Origin of the sequence: Corynebacterium sp. HMSC055A01, from assembly GCF_001809405.1 — a bacterium.
GTDB classification, from domain to species: Bacteria; Actinomycetota; Actinomycetes; order Mycobacteriales; family Mycobacteriaceae; genus Corynebacterium; species Corynebacterium hesseae.
Window position 1 is genome coordinate 24,370 of record NZ_KV797591.1, and the last position, 16,181, is coordinate 40,550.

Here is a 16,181-nt window from a genome sequence, read left to right on the forward strand (position 1 = left end):
AGCCTATCTGATTAAATACCATCGGCCGACAGGTGCACTGGAAGTGACTGAGTATGATTCCCTGATGGAGGGAACCCGCGCTCGTCATAGACTGGATCAAGTAAATAAGGATCCTGATGTCGAGATTGTGGCGATTGGTGCTAAGAACTTAGAGTCCGTTCGGCACACGCACGCGCGCTACTTCTTCCGTGAAAAGACCGCGCCGCCGTATCCCTTTGTGGCTTAAAGCGCGAAGCTTTGAATAGCACAGTTGATGAAAGCTAGCCGCGAAGGATTTTCTCCATGGCCTTTCCTTTGGCTAGCTCGTCGACGAGTTTGTCCATGTACCGAATATTTTGCATCAGTGGGTCCTCGATGTCCTGGACACGGTGCCCGCAGATGCTGCCGGTTATGAGGGAGCGGGATGGGTTCAGGTGTGGGGCCTGCTCGAAGAAATCCTCGAGGGGGACCTCTTGCTTCCGGACCCGTTCCAGCCCTTCAACCGAGTAGCCGGTAAGCCAAGTGATGACTTCGTAGAGCTCGCTGACAGTCCTGCCTTTGCGTTCTACCTTCTTAACGTAGTGCGGATAGATATCGGCGAAGGGAACCGAAAAAATGCGGTGAGACATGGGGGGGCAGTATATCGGTGGGCCTCATGGTGCGAGAAGGTCGTTCGTTGCCATTCTGCAAGGGTCTCATTGCGATTCTGCAATGCTCTCGCTGCCGTTTGATCACGCTGTGGAACGTCAAAAAGAGGGCACCCGCAGCCGTCGTGAAACGGCTTGGGGTGCCCTCTTCTGTGAGGCCTGAGGAGGAGGGCTAGTCCCAGACGGGGGCGTCGCCAAGCTGCAGCTCAGAGTAGCGCGCCTCCGGAACGGTGGCGGAGTAGGGCTTGCCCACGGCCTCCCATTCCTGGTCGGCATTGCAACGCACGTCCTGGCCGTCGGTGTCGAGCATGGTAAAGCCCCACACCAGCTTGCCCTGGGAGTTTGCCGGCAGCGTGTACGGGCCAACCTCCTGGTTTAGCTTCCAGTGCTGCTCGTGCACGTAGTTGAAACCGTAGGTCTGGGTCAGAACCTTGGCCAGCTCGCCCTCGCCCTTGATGGAACCGGAGACCTCGATGGTCTGCGTGCGGGCCTGGGTCACGGTGTGGCTGATCGGCACGGGCTCATCGTTGCGGTTGGCCACACTAGCGGCATCGGTCTGCTTGAACCACCGGCGGGTGGCGGTGACGTAGGTGCCGTTCTCACCGGGCGTCGAGCAGTGCGTGCCCGGCTTGAAATCATCATTCCAGCGCTGCGGCAGCTCGAAGTCCCCGCCGAAGTCAGCGGCGTGGGCCACCGGAGCGGCCGCCAAGAGGCTGAGCGCGGCGAAGGCGCTCGCGATGGACTTCTTCAGCACGTCTTAGCCCCAATCGTTGTTGTCGCGGGTGGAGACCTCCACGTGGCGCTCCTTCGGCAGGGTAGCGGTGAAGGTGCCACCGTTGGCCTGCCAGGTGTTATCGGAACCGCAGATGGTCTTCTGACCCTCGAAGTCGGAGACAACCCAGCCGGCGCGCATGACGGCGGTCTTGCCCGGGGCGATGTTGTACGGGCCGACCTGCTCGCCCACCTCGTAGGACTGGGAGTCGGTGTAGCTGGAGGAGAAGGTGAAGTTGATCAGATCCAGAAGCTTGAAGTCAACGCCGGCGGAAACGTTCCAGGTCTTGGTCTTGGTTTCCTTGATGGAGCGGGTGACCGGCAGCGGCTCGTCGTTGTAGTTGGACACGGTCCAGGAGCCGGCGGAGCCGTCGAAGTAGGTGCGCTTGATCTTAACGGTCTGGCCGGTGTCACCCGGGTTGGTGCAGTGCTCACCGATGGTGGTCGGGTTGGCCGGGCCCAGGTCACGTGCCGGGAGGGCGTTAGCAGCCGGGGTAGCGATCAGGCCGCAAGCGATGGCCACGGCGGCGGTGGTGGAAGCAATCTTGGTCTTGAACATGGTGATTTCTCCTTGGGAAGTAAAGGGGGATTAGTAGATGGTCTGGGTCGGGACTGGGAGTTCGCGGTACTCGTCCGGGGTGACGTCCTCGGTGCGAGTGGAGCCGTCCTTGCCCGTGATGGTGGCCTCCGCCCAGAAACCGCTGGGAGCGGTGGTCTGCTTGTAGTTGGAGGTCAGGCTGTACTTTCCGTCCTTACCGCAGTGGATTTCGCGGTAGTTGATACGGGTCATGGTGGTGCCGTACTCCACGCGGACGCGCTCACCAGGGGCCAGGTCGATGTGCTGCAGCTCGGTTCCCACCGGCATGTAGGCGCGCTTGACCGCGCCAACGGACTCCAGCCAGCCCTTCGGGATATCGCCGCGGTTGCCCTGCCAGTTGGTGTACGGTGCGTGCTCGGCGCCGACGACGAAATCGGTGACCGGCGCGTACTCATAGTCACCCTTGGACCAGTTGAGGAAGTCTGTGGAGTAACCCGGCTTGCGGAAGGTCGGCTTCACCGCAGTGATGTCCAGCGGGTACCAGGAGCTATCGCGGCCTTCGCAGGTCTCGCCTTCCTTGGGCCAGGATGGGTCGCGCTGCAGGTCCTCGGAAGGCTGCATGATTTCATCCTTCTTCGGGTCCGCAATCTTCTCCAGGCTGGGGCCGGACACGGAGGTGTAGTTGCCCTCGATGGGCTTGGAGTTCGCGCCCGGGGAGCGGGAAGGAATCTCCATGGCGAGGTCCGAAATCGAACCATCCGCCTTGATGATGTAGGCAAAGGCATAGCGCTCAGCCGGGCCCTTGCCGCGGATGACGTTGGCGCCGGGCATGTTCTCTAGGCGGTCATCGTTGCAGCCGACGAACATGGAGATGAAGTCCTTTTCCACCACGCCGTATTCCACGCGGAAGGATTCGCCCGGCTTCAGGGTGACGGGGCCGAAGGTTTCCTTCTCCTGCCAGCCGTTGCTCAGCTTCAGTCCGATGTCGGACTTGGCGGTGGTGTCCCAGCCGGAAGGCATAGCGGCCTTGGAGTTGGCCTCAATCTTGTGGTTGGTGCCCGTTTCCACGGAGGCGGTGTACGGCACCTCCTGGTTCGTGGTGTTCTTAAACTGCAGGGTGCCGTCGCTCAAGTAGCGGCGGCCGGTCTCTGCGAAGTGCCACTCGGGAGTGGCGTTGTCTTCACCTGCTGCGCTGCAGCTCTTGTAGAGGTTGGTGATGGGGTAGGCCTGTGGCATGGGCGGAATGTTGGCCGCCTGTGCCGAGGGGGTAACTAATGCCGCGGTTGCCACCAGTGGTGCAAGCGCGCGCAGTCCCTTAGAGAGCACCTGTGTACCGTCCTTATATTTTATTAAGCGAAAAGTGAGAGATTTGTAGAATCCGCACTTATTTTAGAAGGCATGCAGGGGGTAGACAATGGATATAGAAAACGGCTTCTAGCCCATGAAGAAAGTTAGTGGCGTTAAGTATTTGCTGGCCAGCCTATTGATCTTTCGTACACAAACTTATGTATAACCCTGTATGGGTGGGTCAATGCAGACCCGGTCTCTTGACTTTATGGGATACGCGCACCGGTGGTTGGAAGCCGGAAAACCTTCTAATAGTCCACCGCATCACGCACAATAGGGCAGGTCATGCAGTGCCCGCCCCCGCGCCCGCGGCCCAACTCCGCCGAGCCGATCTCGACCACCTCAATGCCGGCGGCGCGCAGCTTCTTATTGGTGTACTTGTTGCGGTCATAAGCCACCACCACGCCCGGTTCAATGGCCACGACGTTATTGGCGTCATCCCACTGCTCGCGGGCGGCGGCATAGGTGTCCCCACCGGTTTCCACCACCTGCAGACTCCCGACGCCAAGCGCCTTGGCGACGACCTCGAGGAAAGACTGGGTGGGCAGTTCGACGTCGAAAGGCGCCGTGTTCGTCGAAGGGTGCAAGACGATGGGCCGGATAGTGTCCACGACCTTGGGGTAGGCGGTGACTTTATCCGCATCCAGGAAGGTCAGGACGGTGTCGAGGTGCATCGAGGCGCGGTCGGCGGCCATGGCGGCGATGATGATCTTCTCGGCCGCTCCTTCCTGAAACAGGCGCATGGCCAGCTGGCTCACTCCCTGCCAGGTGGTGCGCTCACCCATGCCGACGAGGACGATGCCCTTGCCAATCGGCATGATGTCCCCGCCCTCCAGGGAAGCCAGGCCTGGCTCCTCATCGGTGTTGCCGTACCAGAACTGAAAATCCGCCTGCGCAAACCGCGGGTGGTAGTTATAAATCGCTCTGGTCAGCAGCGTTTCCTGGTGGCGCGCCGGCATCCGCATGGGGTTGAGTGAGACCCCGCCATAAATCCACGCCGAGTTATCCCGCGAGTACTGAGTGTTGGGCAGCGGGCGCAGCGCAAAAGCGGAAGGCCCGTAGACCTCACGCATGGCGTCGATGGTGCCGTGGCCCAGGCCTTCCGGGATTTCGGCGAAGGGTAGCCCGCCGATGAGGAGCTCCGCCAGGCGTTTATTAGACATGTCCTCGAACCAGTGGCGCAGCTCGCCACCGATGCCGACACCAACGTTCTTATCCAGCAGCTTGAAGTCCAGGATGAAATCACGCCCGCCTGGGGTGGCCAGGGTTTCCTCCAGGAGCGTGTGCATCTCCAGCACCTCGACGCCGTAGCTGCGCAGCTTGGCGACGAACTCCGCGTGATGCTTCTTGGCTTCGTCGACCCAGAGGACGTCGTCGAAAAGCAGCTCCCCGCAATTGCTGGGGGTCAGCCGCTCGTGCGCGAGCCCTGGCGCGCACACCATGACCTGGTGGAGCTTGCCAACCTCGGACCAAACGCCCAGCGGGGGAGTTGTCATGTGTGTGAACCTTTCTCGGCGCGGGTGTGCTGTGCCATCCAGTTGCGTGGTGAGCAGCGACACCCGGGGTGGTGATATGTGAACTAGACGACAATTCTAAGAAAAGTTCGAGCTTTTTCAAGCTCCCGCGAGCCGAAGAAAGCCCACGTAGGTGCAGGTTTTGCGGCTGCGTGCATACTATTATCCGCGTTTATTCACACGGCTCCGGCGCGTACATAGTGAGGTTCCACGCCGCGCTTGCCGACGCCCCGCCTTCCGTCACTGCGGCAACACCGACGCTGGCAGGGGCGGCATTGCCCGGCGAGCTTGATGAATAACTTCGAAAAGAGTGGAAACTCTGCGCGAATAGTAGAGATGTAAACGCGCGGGGGTAGGTGTGGCGTGCAGTCCGAGGGCGAGGGAGGCCTCGCTACTGGGCGTCGAAGTCCTCGGCTATGAGGCTTGCCGCGTGTTCGCGGAGGTAGTCGCGTAAGTACGGCAAGGCGAAATCGACTTCGCCGTGGCCCGTGGTGGTGATCATTTCGGCGTCGAGAAGCCGGCGGCGATAGTTGCCTACATAAGAATCAGTCTTATTGAAGCGTGCCTTGATATCCGCCATCTTGGAAGGGCCATCGCTTTGGGCCATGTAAACCAAAAAAGCTTCGGTCGACGGGGGAGAGGTCCGAGAGTGCGGGCTCATGAACAAGTTGGCCGAGCTTGCGCTGTGCTGTCGCGACTCCGCGCCGGGCAGCGTCGATAGAAATCTCGGTACCTCCGTCAGCGGTACGCGCCTTTTCCCGAAAGGAGCACTGGCCGACGAGCTGGATCATGAATGGATATCCATGGCACGCCTCAACCGCGGTTTCCAAAGCGTCCTGTGACCATGAGGTGGCGGCGCTGCGAAGAGGTTCCTCCAGTGCTTCACGTACATCCGAATCGGAGACCCTGCCCAGCTCAATGCGGTTTGCGCGGCGAAGAAAGGTCACGGGATTGGTGTCGCCGCGACTGTTCAGCTTCCCGGAAAGCAGAGGTCTAATTGAGGACGGGATACCTGCCATGACAACGGAAATGTCTTCACCCTCGCGGACCAGATGTTGAATCGTGGCACCGAACTCTATGAGCTCCTGGCTGCGTTGGTGGTGCATTTCATCCAGTGTTACAAGAACCCCACCGGGCTCCTGGCGGGATTTCCGGTCGAGCTCACGTTTATAGGCCAGTAAATCCTTGAGTGCATTGCGGAGCGAGTACGTGGACTCTGCGATAGCTCGGGTATCCCAATTGAGCCCGCCTCCAATGCCGAGGATAGAGACGTTGAGGCCTTTGAGCTGTTTCCTCTCCTTAGCCAGAAGCTGAATAATGCTGCTGCGCAAGCGTTCAACAAAACCGGTCGTTGCAGTGTCACTGAGCGTGAGCCATCCGCGCTCGAGCGCTTCGTCTTCGAAGGCGTTTAGAAGGACTGTCTTTCCGATGCCGCGTGGTCCGATGATGAGTGAGATCCTCTCATGGGCACCAGGGCCTTCATCGAGTGCAAAACCGAAATCACGAATGGCATCGCTGCGGCCAACCAACAGTGGGGGAGCGGCGCCGAAGGTAGCCCTAAAAGGATTGGTGTTCTTCGGCTTCATGGAACTCACGTTAACCCACGGCGCTTTTGAAGTCTTGTGAAGTTTATGAATGCTGTGAATTCTTTGAAGTTTATGAAGAGCTTTGAAGTTTGAAGAAGGGCCTGCGTCGCTATTAATAGGAGGCAGTGGCGCGGCATGGAGCGATTGGGAAAGAAGTTGGTTTACAAGTTCTTTGTAAGGAGCATCTTTGGCGCAAGGGATGCGCCCGGACATCGTCGTGGATGAAGCGAGTTTGGGGGAGCGAGCATCCGGCCGGTCGGAACAGAAAGCGAGTGCGTACTCACTCAGCAACATTTAACTGGCCACGTACTGTGAACGTATGACTCAGGACGCTTTGGAACCCATATCGGCACTGCCGCGCGGTGAGTTCGCCTTCCCTGGCCCGCTTCGCGACGCCCTCGTCACCGCCATCCTGGACGGAACCAAAACCACTACGACGTCCTTGTTGGCCGAGCACCCGCGCGACCACGACCCGCGCGAGGACGTGGGCACTCTTGAGGCCGTCCTCGACTCACACGACAACGTGGTGTGCGCCATCCGCACCATCGAGGTCCAGGTCTGCAGACTCGCCGACGTCAGCGACGAGCACGCCATCGCCGAGGGCGAAGGCTACGCCGATGCCAGCGAATGGCGCGCCGGACATGAAGAATTCTGGCGCTCACCCGAATTCGTTGAGTACATCGGAGAGCTAGAAATCGACGACGATACCCAGGTGGTGTGCCAGCGCTTTGCTGTTGAAGGACGGTACCCGGTTAAGGCATTGGAGCCGTGGGATTCCTGAAGGGGCATGCCCGCGAGCTAGGCGTATTCGTAGCTTGGGCCCAGCGGTAAACATGTGGACGATGAATGTTCATCTAAATTTTGCTTCAAGGTTGGGACCCCTCCAACAGCGTTAGGCAAGATTCCTCTATGCGCAATCGTCACACTATTCTTGCTTGGACTGCTCTTCTTTCTCTCAACGCATCTAACGCTGTCGCTGCTGAATCGGACCCAGGTCAGGCGGCAGTAGCGACCGGAGACGTTGTCTACTTCCAGGACATGAAGGAATTTGAGCCCCGAGCCTGGGATGACGGTAGCCACCAAGGTGGCATCGCCTACTTAGCAACTGCCCTCGAGAAAACCCGCCAAGAAGAAGGCGACCCTATTGTCGCCTTTGGTGGAGAACTCGCTGCCGGCAGCCTATTCGGCTCAGTCTTTCGCGGTGAGCCATTCGTAGAGGCTTTTAACGAACTCGGTGTGGACGTCGGCAACTTTGGCAACCACGACTTTGATTACGGTGTGGACCATACTCAAAGCCTTATCGAAAAGGCCGAGTTTCCATGGATTTCCAGCAATCTGACTACCCAGAATGGCGAGCCGATCAGCGAGGACGGAACCACGTTCACCGCTAAGTCTGGCGACCTCACCGTCGGGTTTGTTTCTCTTACTGCCGACCTTGATCGAACGGTAGCCGCTAAGGATGTCGTAATGGGGGACTTCATTGCATCTGCACGCGCCGGGGTACACAAGCTCGAAGAAGAAGGCGTCGATGCAATCGTTTTGCTGAGCCAGATCTCAAAAGAAGACACCACTCGGGTAATGGAAGAGAATCCCGAGCTTGCAGCAGCATTGCGTGAAGAAAATGAGGCGCAATCACCGGAAGAAGTAACCTACACCGCAGATAGTCGGCCGATTGTCGCACCGCGCGCTGATTACGGGACGCTGGTTCACCTTGATATTACTGTCGACCGCCCCACGCAGAAACGCACAGTGAAGGTTGTGAATCAGCCGGTCAATCCATCGCTCACCGCTAACGAAGAGTGGAATGCTCGCTCCCAGAAGCTTTATGGTGAGCTCGACCGCCAACTGGGTGAGGAACTCGGTATTGCGAGTCAGCACTTATCAAAAGCAGAGCTAGGTCCGTTGGTCGCGGACGCATACCGCGAACATTTCGATACCCAGCTCGGATGGCAGAACGGTGGCGGTCAGCGTGCCGACATGAAAGAAGGGACCTTGACCCGTCGCGATGCGCAATCGGTGCTTCCTTTTGGAAACTCACCAATCGCGATTCAAGCGACAGGCGCACAGATTAAAGATGCGCTGGAAAAGGGTATTGAATCCAACCCGGACGGTGGAAACGGCTTCCCACGAACTGCCGGATTCACGTTTGATTTCGACGCATCTGCGCCATTTGGCGAGCGTGTCACGGCGATAAAGCTCGATGATGGCACGTCAATGGGCATGAATGCCACCTATTCACTAGCCGTTAGCAACTACGTGGTAAATGGTGGCGACAAGATCGATTCATTCAGCGATGCGCGTGTTACTTCTACAGGCACGGCAATCGACGTCGATGTCTTCTCCGAGTACATCAAGCGGCATCGTGAGCTCTCACCTTTGAAGGCTTCAGATAATCCAAACGGTCCAGCAAACGGTGAGAAGGCAGAAGAATCATCGATTGGCTCTTCGCGTGGAGCGGCCGTTGCCATCGGGGTGATTGCTGCACTGGCGGGTGCTTTCATTGCGTTCACTCCCAAGTCTGTACTGGACGGGCTTGTTCGCTACCTGAAGACCTTCTTGCCGGACTCGTGGCAACTAAATCTTCCTTCGGATCACTTCCCCTTGCAGGGACTGCATCAATAACCAGGGTATTTCAGTTCTACGGAGTCATTCCCACGTATCAAAAAAGTGGCTGAGCTGCGAGTGTCGAGATATTTTTATCAGCCCAGTCGGTAGACCTCATAGTCATCCGGCACACCTGCGCCGGGGACGTGCTGAAGTCCGAGCTTCAAGGCTAGGGCAATCGACGCCTCGTTGGTGGGGTCGATGATGGCGACGACGGGGAGCTGCGGGAAACGCTCACGTGCGCTGGCAATTGCAGCGGCTGCGGCCTCCTTGGCATAGCCTTTGCCCTGCGATTCAGGTGCGAAGCGGTAGTAGAGGTTGAGTACTTCTTCACTGGCCTCCTCGCTATGGCGCACGCCAGTAAATCCTATGGTAGTGCCATCGAGCGTGGATACCACGTAGTATCCCAGATGATTCTCGCGCCAGTTGGCCTGCCATGCGCGTGCCAGGTCCGTGGCTTCCTCCCTGGTCTTCATGACCAGTTCAGGGCGGTGCTCGTAAGTGCGGGCGTCCGAGTGGATGGCAAAGATGGCGTCAACGTCGACATTTGTCGGTGCCGAAAGATTGAGTCGGGAAGTGCGAAGAGTATGAATATCATTCATTGTGAGTCCTGAGGTTGAGAGCGGCGTTCGGCCAGGTTGCCTAATCTGCACACACGTAGTGCCGTCACTCTTGGTCGAAAGTTGCCCGGCTGCGCCGGTCAGAGAGGAAACAACTTTGCCTTAGGCCTCCGATAGGGGGTCGACTCCCGTTTGGACAGGCTCCTCAAGCGCTTCTTCCTCGAAGAATGACGAGTCTTCCACAGCGTTTCCTTCGCTGACATCGCGCTGAACCGTCTTCTTCAGAGCGCCCTCAATGAGTGCGCAGAGTGATTCCCTTCGACGCTCGAAGAAAGCATCAAAGTTATCGCTGCGCAGTGCTTCGGGCGAAATGAGGTGTCCGCGGAGAACGTCGTCCACGCCGTCGGCATCGAAGCCAGATTCGCTTTCAACCTTGGATAGGTATTGTGACGGTGCGACGCCACCGATGACGCGGTTCGTGCGTGCGCTGAGCGTCGTCTTGTTGACGATGGATTCGCGGCGCTCGTTATCAATTCCGTTTTTCTTGCACCAGTCTTGAGGGAAAATATGGTGAATATCCACGGCCATGTCCCTGTACTGGAATGCTCCGAATTGTTTTCCCTCGACCCAGTCTGTTGAGCCCTGTGCCATGATGAGTGCTGCGATGCCCTTGTAGGCAGCGGCATTGCGGGTGCGCAAAGAATGAAGGCGGGATTCAGCGAAGGTAGCGTCCTGCACGGTTCGTGGGGCGGAAGTTTCTTCACCCATCGCCCAAGCAGGTACCCCTTCGAGGTCACGTACGAAGCGCGTCTCAATAGCAGCGCCATAGAGCTCGCCCAAGACTCCGCTCCAGAACCACTGCGTGATCCTTTCTTTCACGTGGTGTTTGTCTGCTTCCTTGCCAAGAACAACAGCAATGGCAGCAAGCGGAACTAATTGCTTCGGGTAGGGGACATCCCTGAACCGATAGATGTGCAGATCTGCGAGGAAGCCTGCCGCCCAGATGAATCCTTGACGCAGGGCGTCGCGCCAAGTGAGGTAGTCGTTCAACTCAAGCTTTAGAACGTCTTCCCTCTTGGCAGACAGGCCGACTTTGCGGCTTACCGAGGAGTGCTTGCTTCGCTCAAGAGTTGTCAGCATCGTGATTGCTTGGAGGAAGTCAGTGTTCTCCACCTTGTGGAGGACGTCATGTTCTTTCCACAGCTCCTTGGTCTCCACCCAGTCATCGTTGAGGCGGAAATCGCGCTGGTACTTGTCGTAGTACTCTGCATCGCCGGCAAACACCGCCGTGAGGAGCTCAAAAACGTTGAGTGGGAGTCCACCAACATTGACCTTTTCGAAGACAGTGGCCACCGCTGCCTTGTCCGTCTGCTTGTCGAGCTCAATTGCAGGAATCTTGTATTCGTTGACCTGACGGATGATCCCATCGCTGAATGCGGTCATGAGCTCGGTATCACCCAGCTTGCCAAACCATTCGAAGAGCCCCATTTGATCGAGAAGCAACGAAACAGGGATGTATCCCGCTTCGTGTTGCTTTTCCATACTGCTGAGATCGAGAACGATATCGCGGTTGAAGTTGGTTCGAATTACCCCATCAGCCGGTACCGAGATCACTGCTTCATCCAGCTCGAAGGGATCCTCAATAGACTTCTGGATATTGATGAAGTACCTGCGGTCGAGGCGCTTGCCGCGTGAGTCTTTGGTGTGAACAACACCATCACTCTTGAGGGCTTGGGTAAGCGATGTCAGTCGTTGCTGGCCGTCGAGAAGCAAGAACTTGGGCTCGGAAGTAGCAGTCGCCTCGGTGCTTTCGATGGGCCGTGGCTTGAACCTGACAGAAGAATTGCCGGTTTCCAGCAACATGATGATGCCCAACGGATGCCCACGGAAGATGGTTATGAGGAGCTGGCGGACGCGCTCGTCCTCCCACTTGTACTTTCGCTGAAAATCGGGGAGCTGAATCTCTCCGTTCTCGGTATTGCGCATCAGCGCCGATAGTTGGTGCATGTTGGTGTTGAAACCCACCGGAGCCTCCTCTGTAGCGAATAGTCTTCTCCAGCATGCCTTAAAAGGGTCAAAGGGGAGGAGAACTCTGGAGATTTATTTCAGCAAAAGGCTGCGTTTGGTGTTGGGCTTAGCCAGGTGAAATGTTCTCGAACTCCTGAGCCGCAATCCTCCCAAAAGGTCCAGCCCCGCTGATGCCTTGGACTCCATGAGCCTTTCCGACTACTCCCAGCTCGCCCTCGATGTACCCATCTCCTGCTGTGATGAGCACTGGCTGGTCAGCAACGTCGCGCGCACCAGCGCATCTATGGCCAGCGGTTGGTTCTGCGTGATTACGGGATTGAAACGCGAGGCCGTGCCACGACGAAGCTGCGCGTGAATTACCGCACGACTCGGCAGAACCTGGGCTATGCCACGGCGATTCTCGACGGTGCCGAGTGGGTGGATTCGGAAGAGAATATCGACGATCTGCATGGTTACCGTTCTGTGCGCCAGGGTCCTGCGCCGGTTGTCTTGAATTCTGCGAGCAAGGCGGAGGAAGCTGAGTCCTTGGCTGCGCGCATCCGGGACTGGACCTCCGGGGACGACGATGTTTCCATCGGCGTGCTCACCCGGACTAATGCCCGCAAGGATGAGATCGCCACGCAGTTGGGCGAGCTGGGCGTGGCCGTGAGCACTGGGCGGCGTACCTCCCGGGAGCGCCCGGTGGCGGTGATGACGATGCACAACGCCAAGGGCTTAGAGTTCACGCACGTCATCTTGCTTGATGTAAGCCGCGAGGCGCTGCCGCAGCGCTACTTGATGAAGGGGCTGGCGCCGGCCGAGGCCGACGAGGCGCTGCAGCGCGAGCGGGCTTTGCTCTACGTGGCGGCCTCGCGCGCCCGCGATGTGCTCGTGGTGAGCGTGGTGGGGGAGGCCTCTGAGCTGTTGCCGGGATAGGTTAGTCAGTTCTCTTCCTTTGCTTCCTTTCGCTGGAAGGAGCTGCATCACAATCACAGGAGACGTATGATGTCTTACGACTCAAGTGAAAAGGTGAATAGGAAGGGTTCAAGACATGACTGCAAGCACACAGCTCCTGCACGGCGTTGTACCGCCGCTTCTGACTCCGTTTAACGAGGACTACTCCGTCGACATCGATACCCTCAAGCGTCAGGCCGAACGGCTGATTAAGGTTGGTGTTCATGGTCTGTTCGTTCTCGGTTCTTCAGGTGAGGTGGCTTTCCTTACACGAGAGCAGCGTAAGGAAGTCATTGCAACGGTGGTGGAACAGGCTCGCGGGCGAGTTCCGGTAGTTGCAGGCGTGATTGACATGACGACTCCGCGAGTCATTGAGCATATTGAAGATGCCGTCGCGCTCGGGGTCCAGGGTCTAGTTGCCACTGCCCCTTTTTATGTTCGTACTCACGATGTAGAAATTGCTGAGCACTTCCGACTTCTTCACGAGGCCGCGCCAGAGACTCCCATCTACGCGTACAACATTCCGGTCAGTGTTCACTCGGTACTGGATATTTCTACCCTTATTTCTCTCGCCAACGAAGGTGTGCTCGCTGGCGTTAAAGATTCTGGCGGCAATGATGGATACACGCGTGCTCTGATTAGCGCCCGCGACAAGGCTGGGGTGAAAAACTTTGTGGTTTTAACTGGCTCGGAAACTACGGTCGACTTTGCTTACCTGGCAGGTGCCGATGGCGTGGTACCTGGTCTGGGCAACGTGGACCCGGTTTCCTACGTGAAGTTGCATGAGCTACTGGTGGACGGGGCGTATGCCGAGGCCGCGGAATTGCAGTCTAAGATTTGTGACCTTTTCACCATCGTTGGTGTGGGCGATGGGACCCGCATGGGCGGAAGCTCGCAAGGCCTCGGCAGCTTCAAGGCAGCGCTTCACCACTTGGGCGTCTTTCCGTCGGGGCTGATGTCCCGTCCGCACGTCGCTCTGAATGATGAGGAGCTGGCTAAGATTCATGAGATCGTCGATGCCGCTCAGGTGATCGAGCCCTAATTTCGCTGAACTACGACGAAACGAGTGAAGAGTGACTAGTACCCTTGCGCTTGATGTCGGTGCAACAAAGATTGGTTGGGGCTTCGTGTCTGATGAAGACCCAACGCAGGCAGTTGCGTTGGGAAAGATTCCTACCCAGCCGGCCGGGGCTTCGCCACAGGAGCAGATTAAGAAAGCCGTTCAGCTGGCGTTGGAGGAATCGGGCATTGCCCCGGCGCGAATCGGCATTGGTTCGCCAGGAGTGATTCAGGCACCTGAGGGACTCGTCACCTACAACGGGGACACCATTAAGAACTGGTCTGGTACCAATCTTCGTGAGGTCGCGAAAGAGGTTGTTGACCTTCCGTGTGCTGTTCACAATGATGTGAGAGTCTGGGCGTACGGAGAACTGATGCTCGGAGCCGCGAGGGAGTTCCAGTCCGGCAGAGTCCTGTACCTTTCGTTGGGAACTGGTGTCGGTGGTGCGGTAAGCGATAACGGGAGTCTGCTCAGCGGACCTACCGGATCGGCCGGAGAGTTTTCGGAGCTCTTGTGCGCTGATTTCCGGGGCTTTGCGGACCGCGCCGAAAACATTATGAGCGGCAATAGCTTGGCTGCGTATTATGAAGAATTTTCTACGAACCCGGCGAGCGAGCGGGTGCAATGGAAGGAACGGGCCCAGTTAGCGCTTCCCCTCGAAAAGGTCGTGGAAAGAATGAACCAGGGAGATGAACTCGCTTCCCGGATTATTCGAGGGAATTCTTATGGCCTTGGCCGTGCGGTGGCTGGTCTTGTTTCGGCTCTTGATCTTGATGCCGTTGTCTTGGGCGGCGGTGTGTGCCAGATTGGTGCCGCTGTGGAAGAACCATTCCGTCAGGCCATAGAGGATTTCGCATTGAAGCCGAATCGCTCCGTTGCAATTCGGGTTACTGAATCTCCGGCGACAGCACCGTTAGTGGGTGCAGCGGCTTTTGCTCGAGATAACGCTTTTTAGCACCGTTTATCTGCGATATATCCAGAAGAAGGCTCAGGTATATGTTTAGGTTTAAGAGTAGTGAACTGGCGGAACGCCGAGAAGAAGTTCACGACATGATTCGGAACTCGGTGATTGTCTCGGTGCAAGCGCCAGATGGTCACCCAATGCGCGATACCCACACCTTGATGCATGTCGCCCGTGCGTGTGTTGAGGGCGGAAGCCGCGCAATCCGGTGCGGCGGATATGGCGGCATCAAGGATGTCGAGGCAATCGCAGCCGCAGTAGATGTACCAGTTTTCGGCCTGACAAAAGAGGGGAGTGAGGGGGTCTACATAACCCCGACCGTTGAGTCCGTACGCCAATTAGCCGAGGCAGGGGCTGCGGTTATCTGTGCGGATGCTACGGATCGCCCTAGGCCTGATGGCTCAAGCTTTTCCGATCTTGTCGCCGAGTGCCACCGACTTAATGTTCTGTCGATGGCTGACTGTTCTACCCCGGAAGAAATGCAGCGGGCGCACCAAGCGGGGGCGGATATCATCTCAACGACGCTGGCCGGCTACACGGAATTCCGGAGCAAGACCGAAGGCCCGGATCTTGAATGCTTGGCAGAGGGGCGACGGCTCTGTGGTGAAGATGCTTTTTTGATAGGCGAAGGCAGGTTTGCCTCGCGCGATGATGTGGCTGCAGGAAAGCGCGCTGGCGCCGATGCAATCATCATTGGCACTGCCATCACAGATCCTTCCTGGATTACGCGGAGCTTCAATAGCTGACGCGGATTGTCACAGCGAAGTCAGCAGAGGCTCGTAATGCCTGAGTACAGACTCTTGATACTTCTTCAGGTCATTGTTCTGTAGAGCATCGACGATGTCTTGGTGCGCGCGAACCGTCCTGCTGAAGTCCTGTGGTTCTTCCAACTTGCGAAGCGGAATGACGTTCATGTGCACTTGCCAAAAGGCATCATTGAGCTCACGGATGATCGGGTTATCAATTTCGGAAAGCAGCACCTGATGGAACTCCCGATCCTCTTCGGCAAAGTTTAGGCCCTGCTTCCGCTTGGCTGACATCTTTTCCACGATGATGCTCAACTGCTCTAGCTTCGAGGGGTCGAGTTTGGCTGTGATTTCTTGCCCGATAGCAAGATCAATCGCCTGCCGGATTTCCACTACATCACGAAGTGTTTCAAGGTTGTCATCAGCGTCGAGAGTCGCTCGAAAAATGAGTCCTTGAACTAGAGCTTTGAGGGACGTGCTGGAGACAAACGTTCCTGTTCCGTGCCTGACGTCGACGATATCTAGCGTCGTTAGGATTCTGATGGCCTCTCGGACAGAGGAGCGAGAGAAGCCAAGCTCTTCGCAGAGCTCTGATTCGGTTGGCAAAGTGTCCCCGGGCTTGAGGGCGTTGTCCCGAATGTATTGTTTGATACCTTCTACAGTCTGCTGGGTGGTTGAGGCAGGGCGATGCGTGGCTTCACTGAATCCCCACGTTCCGGTGTGCACTGGTTAATCCCTCTTTTCTTTTCGATCTATCTTAAGCCTTCCACGTTGGCGGGGTACTTAAAGGATGAGCGCTGCGGGGGAGGAGCACTCCGCTCTGACGATCAGGGGTAGACGCCTATATCTTAAATCCCTTCAAACATCAGACGTCTGATGTATTGTATCTTCTAACATGCTTTGTTGC

At 57.4% G+C, this 16,181-nt stretch carries 16 protein-coding genes and 1 pseudogene; 8 read left to right on the forward strand and 9 right to left on the reverse strand.

The window, feature by feature from the left end; translation table 11 throughout:
• The first annotated feature begins 43 nt into the window (after nucleotides 1–43).
• A complete protein-coding gene (locus HMPREF2604_RS09400; RefSeq protein WP_246818406.1) occupies nucleotides 44–226 on the forward strand; it encodes a hypothetical protein in 183 nt (60 codons plus the stop codon).
• Between the two features lie 34 nt (nucleotides 227–260).
• Here HMPREF2604_RS09400 and HMPREF2604_RS09405 read toward each other — a convergent pair whose 3' ends face one another.
• From HMPREF2604_RS09405 to HMPREF2604_RS09425, 5 genes are all read right to left on the reverse strand, one after another.
• Nucleotides 261–608, reverse strand: coding sequence for a DUF2200 domain-containing protein (locus tag HMPREF2604_RS09405; RefSeq protein ID WP_070565127.1), 348 nt, complete (start codon nucleotides 606–608; stop codon nucleotides 261–263).
• 190 nt (nucleotides 609–798) lie between these two features.
• Nucleotides 799–1,380, reverse strand: coding sequence for a hypothetical protein (locus tag HMPREF2604_RS09410; protein ID WP_070565130.1), 582 nt, complete (start codon nucleotides 1,378–1,380; stop codon nucleotides 799–801).
• A 3-nt stretch (nucleotides 1,381–1,383) separates the two neighbouring features.
• On the reverse strand, nucleotides 1,384–1,956 hold the full coding sequence (locus tag HMPREF2604_RS09415) for a hypothetical protein (RefSeq protein WP_070523482.1): 573 nt from the start codon (nucleotides 1,954–1,956) through the stop codon (nucleotides 1,384–1,386).
• A 30-nt stretch (nucleotides 1,957–1,986) separates the two neighbouring features.
• The gene (locus HMPREF2604_RS09420) at nucleotides 1,987–3,261 is read right to left on the reverse strand and encodes a hypothetical protein (protein WP_070523479.1); all 1,275 of its coding nucleotides are present in this window, start codon (nucleotides 3,259–3,261) and stop codon (nucleotides 1,987–1,989) included.
• 269 nt (nucleotides 3,262–3,530) lie between these two features.
• Entirely contained in the window at nucleotides 3,531–4,778 is a 1,248-nt protein-coding gene (locus HMPREF2604_RS09425) for an arginine deiminase (protein WP_070565133.1), read from the reverse strand.
• Between the two features lie 170 nt (nucleotides 4,779–4,948).
• On the opposite strand from HMPREF2604_RS09425, the gene HMPREF2604_RS14125 reads away from it, so the two are divergent.
• Nucleotides 4,949–5,095 carry a hypothetical protein gene (locus HMPREF2604_RS14125; protein WP_158011579.1) on the forward strand — a complete coding sequence of 49 codons (147 nt, stop codon included), beginning with the start codon at nucleotides 4,949–4,951 and terminating at the stop codon, nucleotides 5,093–5,095.
• Between the two features lie 92 nt (nucleotides 5,096–5,187).
• Here HMPREF2604_RS14125 and HMPREF2604_RS09430 read toward each other — a convergent pair.
• Nucleotides 5,188–6,382: pseudogene (locus HMPREF2604_RS09430) on the reverse strand (ATP-binding protein).
• A 319-nt stretch (nucleotides 6,383–6,701) separates the two neighbouring features.
• Between HMPREF2604_RS09430 and HMPREF2604_RS09435 the strand changes: the two are divergent.
• Nucleotides 6,702–7,163 (forward strand): ASCH domain-containing protein, encoded by a 462-nt coding sequence (locus tag HMPREF2604_RS09435; RefSeq protein WP_070565136.1) that lies wholly within the window; start codon nucleotides 6,702–6,704, stop codon nucleotides 7,161–7,163.
• 128 nt (nucleotides 7,164–7,291) lie between these two features.
• Nucleotides 7,292–9,004, forward strand: a complete 1,713-nt coding sequence (locus HMPREF2604_RS09440; RefSeq protein ID WP_070565139.1) for a bifunctional metallophosphatase/5'-nucleotidase — start codon at nucleotides 7,292–7,294, stop codon at nucleotides 9,002–9,004.
• A 77-nt stretch (nucleotides 9,005–9,081) separates the two neighbouring features.
• Here HMPREF2604_RS09440 and HMPREF2604_RS09445 read toward each other — a convergent pair whose 3' ends face one another.
• Together HMPREF2604_RS09445 and HMPREF2604_RS09450 are read right to left on the reverse strand one after the other, a co-directional pair.
• Nucleotides 9,082–9,588, reverse strand: coding sequence for a GNAT family N-acetyltransferase (locus HMPREF2604_RS09445; protein ID WP_070530979.1), 507 nt, complete (start codon nucleotides 9,586–9,588; stop codon nucleotides 9,082–9,084).
• A gap of 120 nt (nucleotides 9,589–9,708) precedes the next feature.
• Nucleotides 9,709–11,571 carry a GmrSD restriction endonuclease domain-containing protein gene (locus HMPREF2604_RS09450; protein WP_070565142.1) on the reverse strand — a complete coding sequence of 621 codons (1,863 nt, stop codon included), beginning with the start codon at nucleotides 11,569–11,571 and terminating at the stop codon, nucleotides 9,709–9,711.
• Nucleotides 11,572–11,868: 297 nt separating this feature from the next.
• On the opposite strand from HMPREF2604_RS09450, the gene HMPREF2604_RS09455 reads away from it, so the two are divergent.
• From HMPREF2604_RS09455 to HMPREF2604_RS09470, 4 genes are all read left to right on the forward strand, one after another.
• Nucleotides 11,869–12,489, forward strand: coding sequence for a 3'-5' exonuclease (locus tag HMPREF2604_RS09455; RefSeq protein WP_083299232.1), 621 nt, complete (start codon nucleotides 11,869–11,871; stop codon nucleotides 12,487–12,489).
• Between the two features lie 115 nt (nucleotides 12,490–12,604).
• On the forward strand, nucleotides 12,605–13,549 hold the full coding sequence (locus HMPREF2604_RS09460; RefSeq protein ID WP_070565148.1) for a dihydrodipicolinate synthase family protein: 945 nt from the start codon (nucleotides 12,605–12,607) through the stop codon (nucleotides 13,547–13,549).
• A gap of 85 nt (nucleotides 13,550–13,634) precedes the next feature.
• Nucleotides 13,635–14,522 (forward strand): ROK family protein, encoded by an 888-nt coding sequence (locus HMPREF2604_RS09465; protein WP_246818407.1) that lies wholly within the window; start codon nucleotides 13,635–13,637, stop codon nucleotides 14,520–14,522.
• Nucleotides 14,523–14,563: 41 nt separating this feature from the next.
• A complete protein-coding gene (locus tag HMPREF2604_RS09470) occupies nucleotides 14,564–15,274 on the forward strand; it encodes an N-acetylmannosamine-6-phosphate 2-epimerase (protein WP_070565154.1) in 711 nt (236 codons plus the stop codon).
• Between the two features lie 9 nt (nucleotides 15,275–15,283).
• On the opposite strand, the gene HMPREF2604_RS09475 is transcribed toward HMPREF2604_RS09470, so the two are convergent.
• Nucleotides 15,284–16,000, reverse strand: a complete 717-nt coding sequence (locus HMPREF2604_RS09475) for a FadR/GntR family transcriptional regulator (RefSeq protein WP_070565157.1) — start codon at nucleotides 15,998–16,000, stop codon at nucleotides 15,284–15,286.
• Nucleotides 16,001–16,181: the final 181 nt, after the last annotated feature.

Coding starts and splice junctions, on each gene's coding strand:
- HMPREF2604_RS09445 (WP_070530979.1), bottom strand. CDS start 9,588: ATGAATGATATTCATACTCTTCGCACTTCCCGACTCAATCTTTCGGCA.
- HMPREF2604_RS09405 (WP_070565127.1), bottom strand. CDS start 608: ATGTCTCACCGCATTTTTTCGGTTCCCTTCGCCGATATCTATCCGCAC.
- HMPREF2604_RS09440 (WP_070565139.1), top strand. CDS start 7,292: ATGCGCAATCGTCACACTATTCTTGCTTGGACTGCTCTTCTTTCTCTC.
- HMPREF2604_RS09460 (WP_070565148.1), top strand. CDS start 12,605: ATGACTGCAAGCACACAGCTCCTGCACGGCGTTGTACCGCCGCTTCTG.
- HMPREF2604_RS09415 (WP_070523482.1), bottom strand. CDS start 1,956: ATGTTCAAGACCAAGATTGCTTCCACCACCGCCGCCGTGGCCATCGCT.
- HMPREF2604_RS09435 (WP_070565136.1), top strand. CDS start 6,702: ATGACTCAGGACGCTTTGGAACCCATATCGGCACTGCCGCGCGGTGAG.
- HMPREF2604_RS09425 (WP_070565133.1), bottom strand. CDS start 4,778: ATGACAACTCCCCCGCTGGGCGTTTGGTCCGAGGTTGGCAAGCTCCAC.
- HMPREF2604_RS09470 (WP_070565154.1), top strand. CDS start 14,564: ATGTTTAGGTTTAAGAGTAGTGAACTGGCGGAACGCCGAGAAGAAGTT.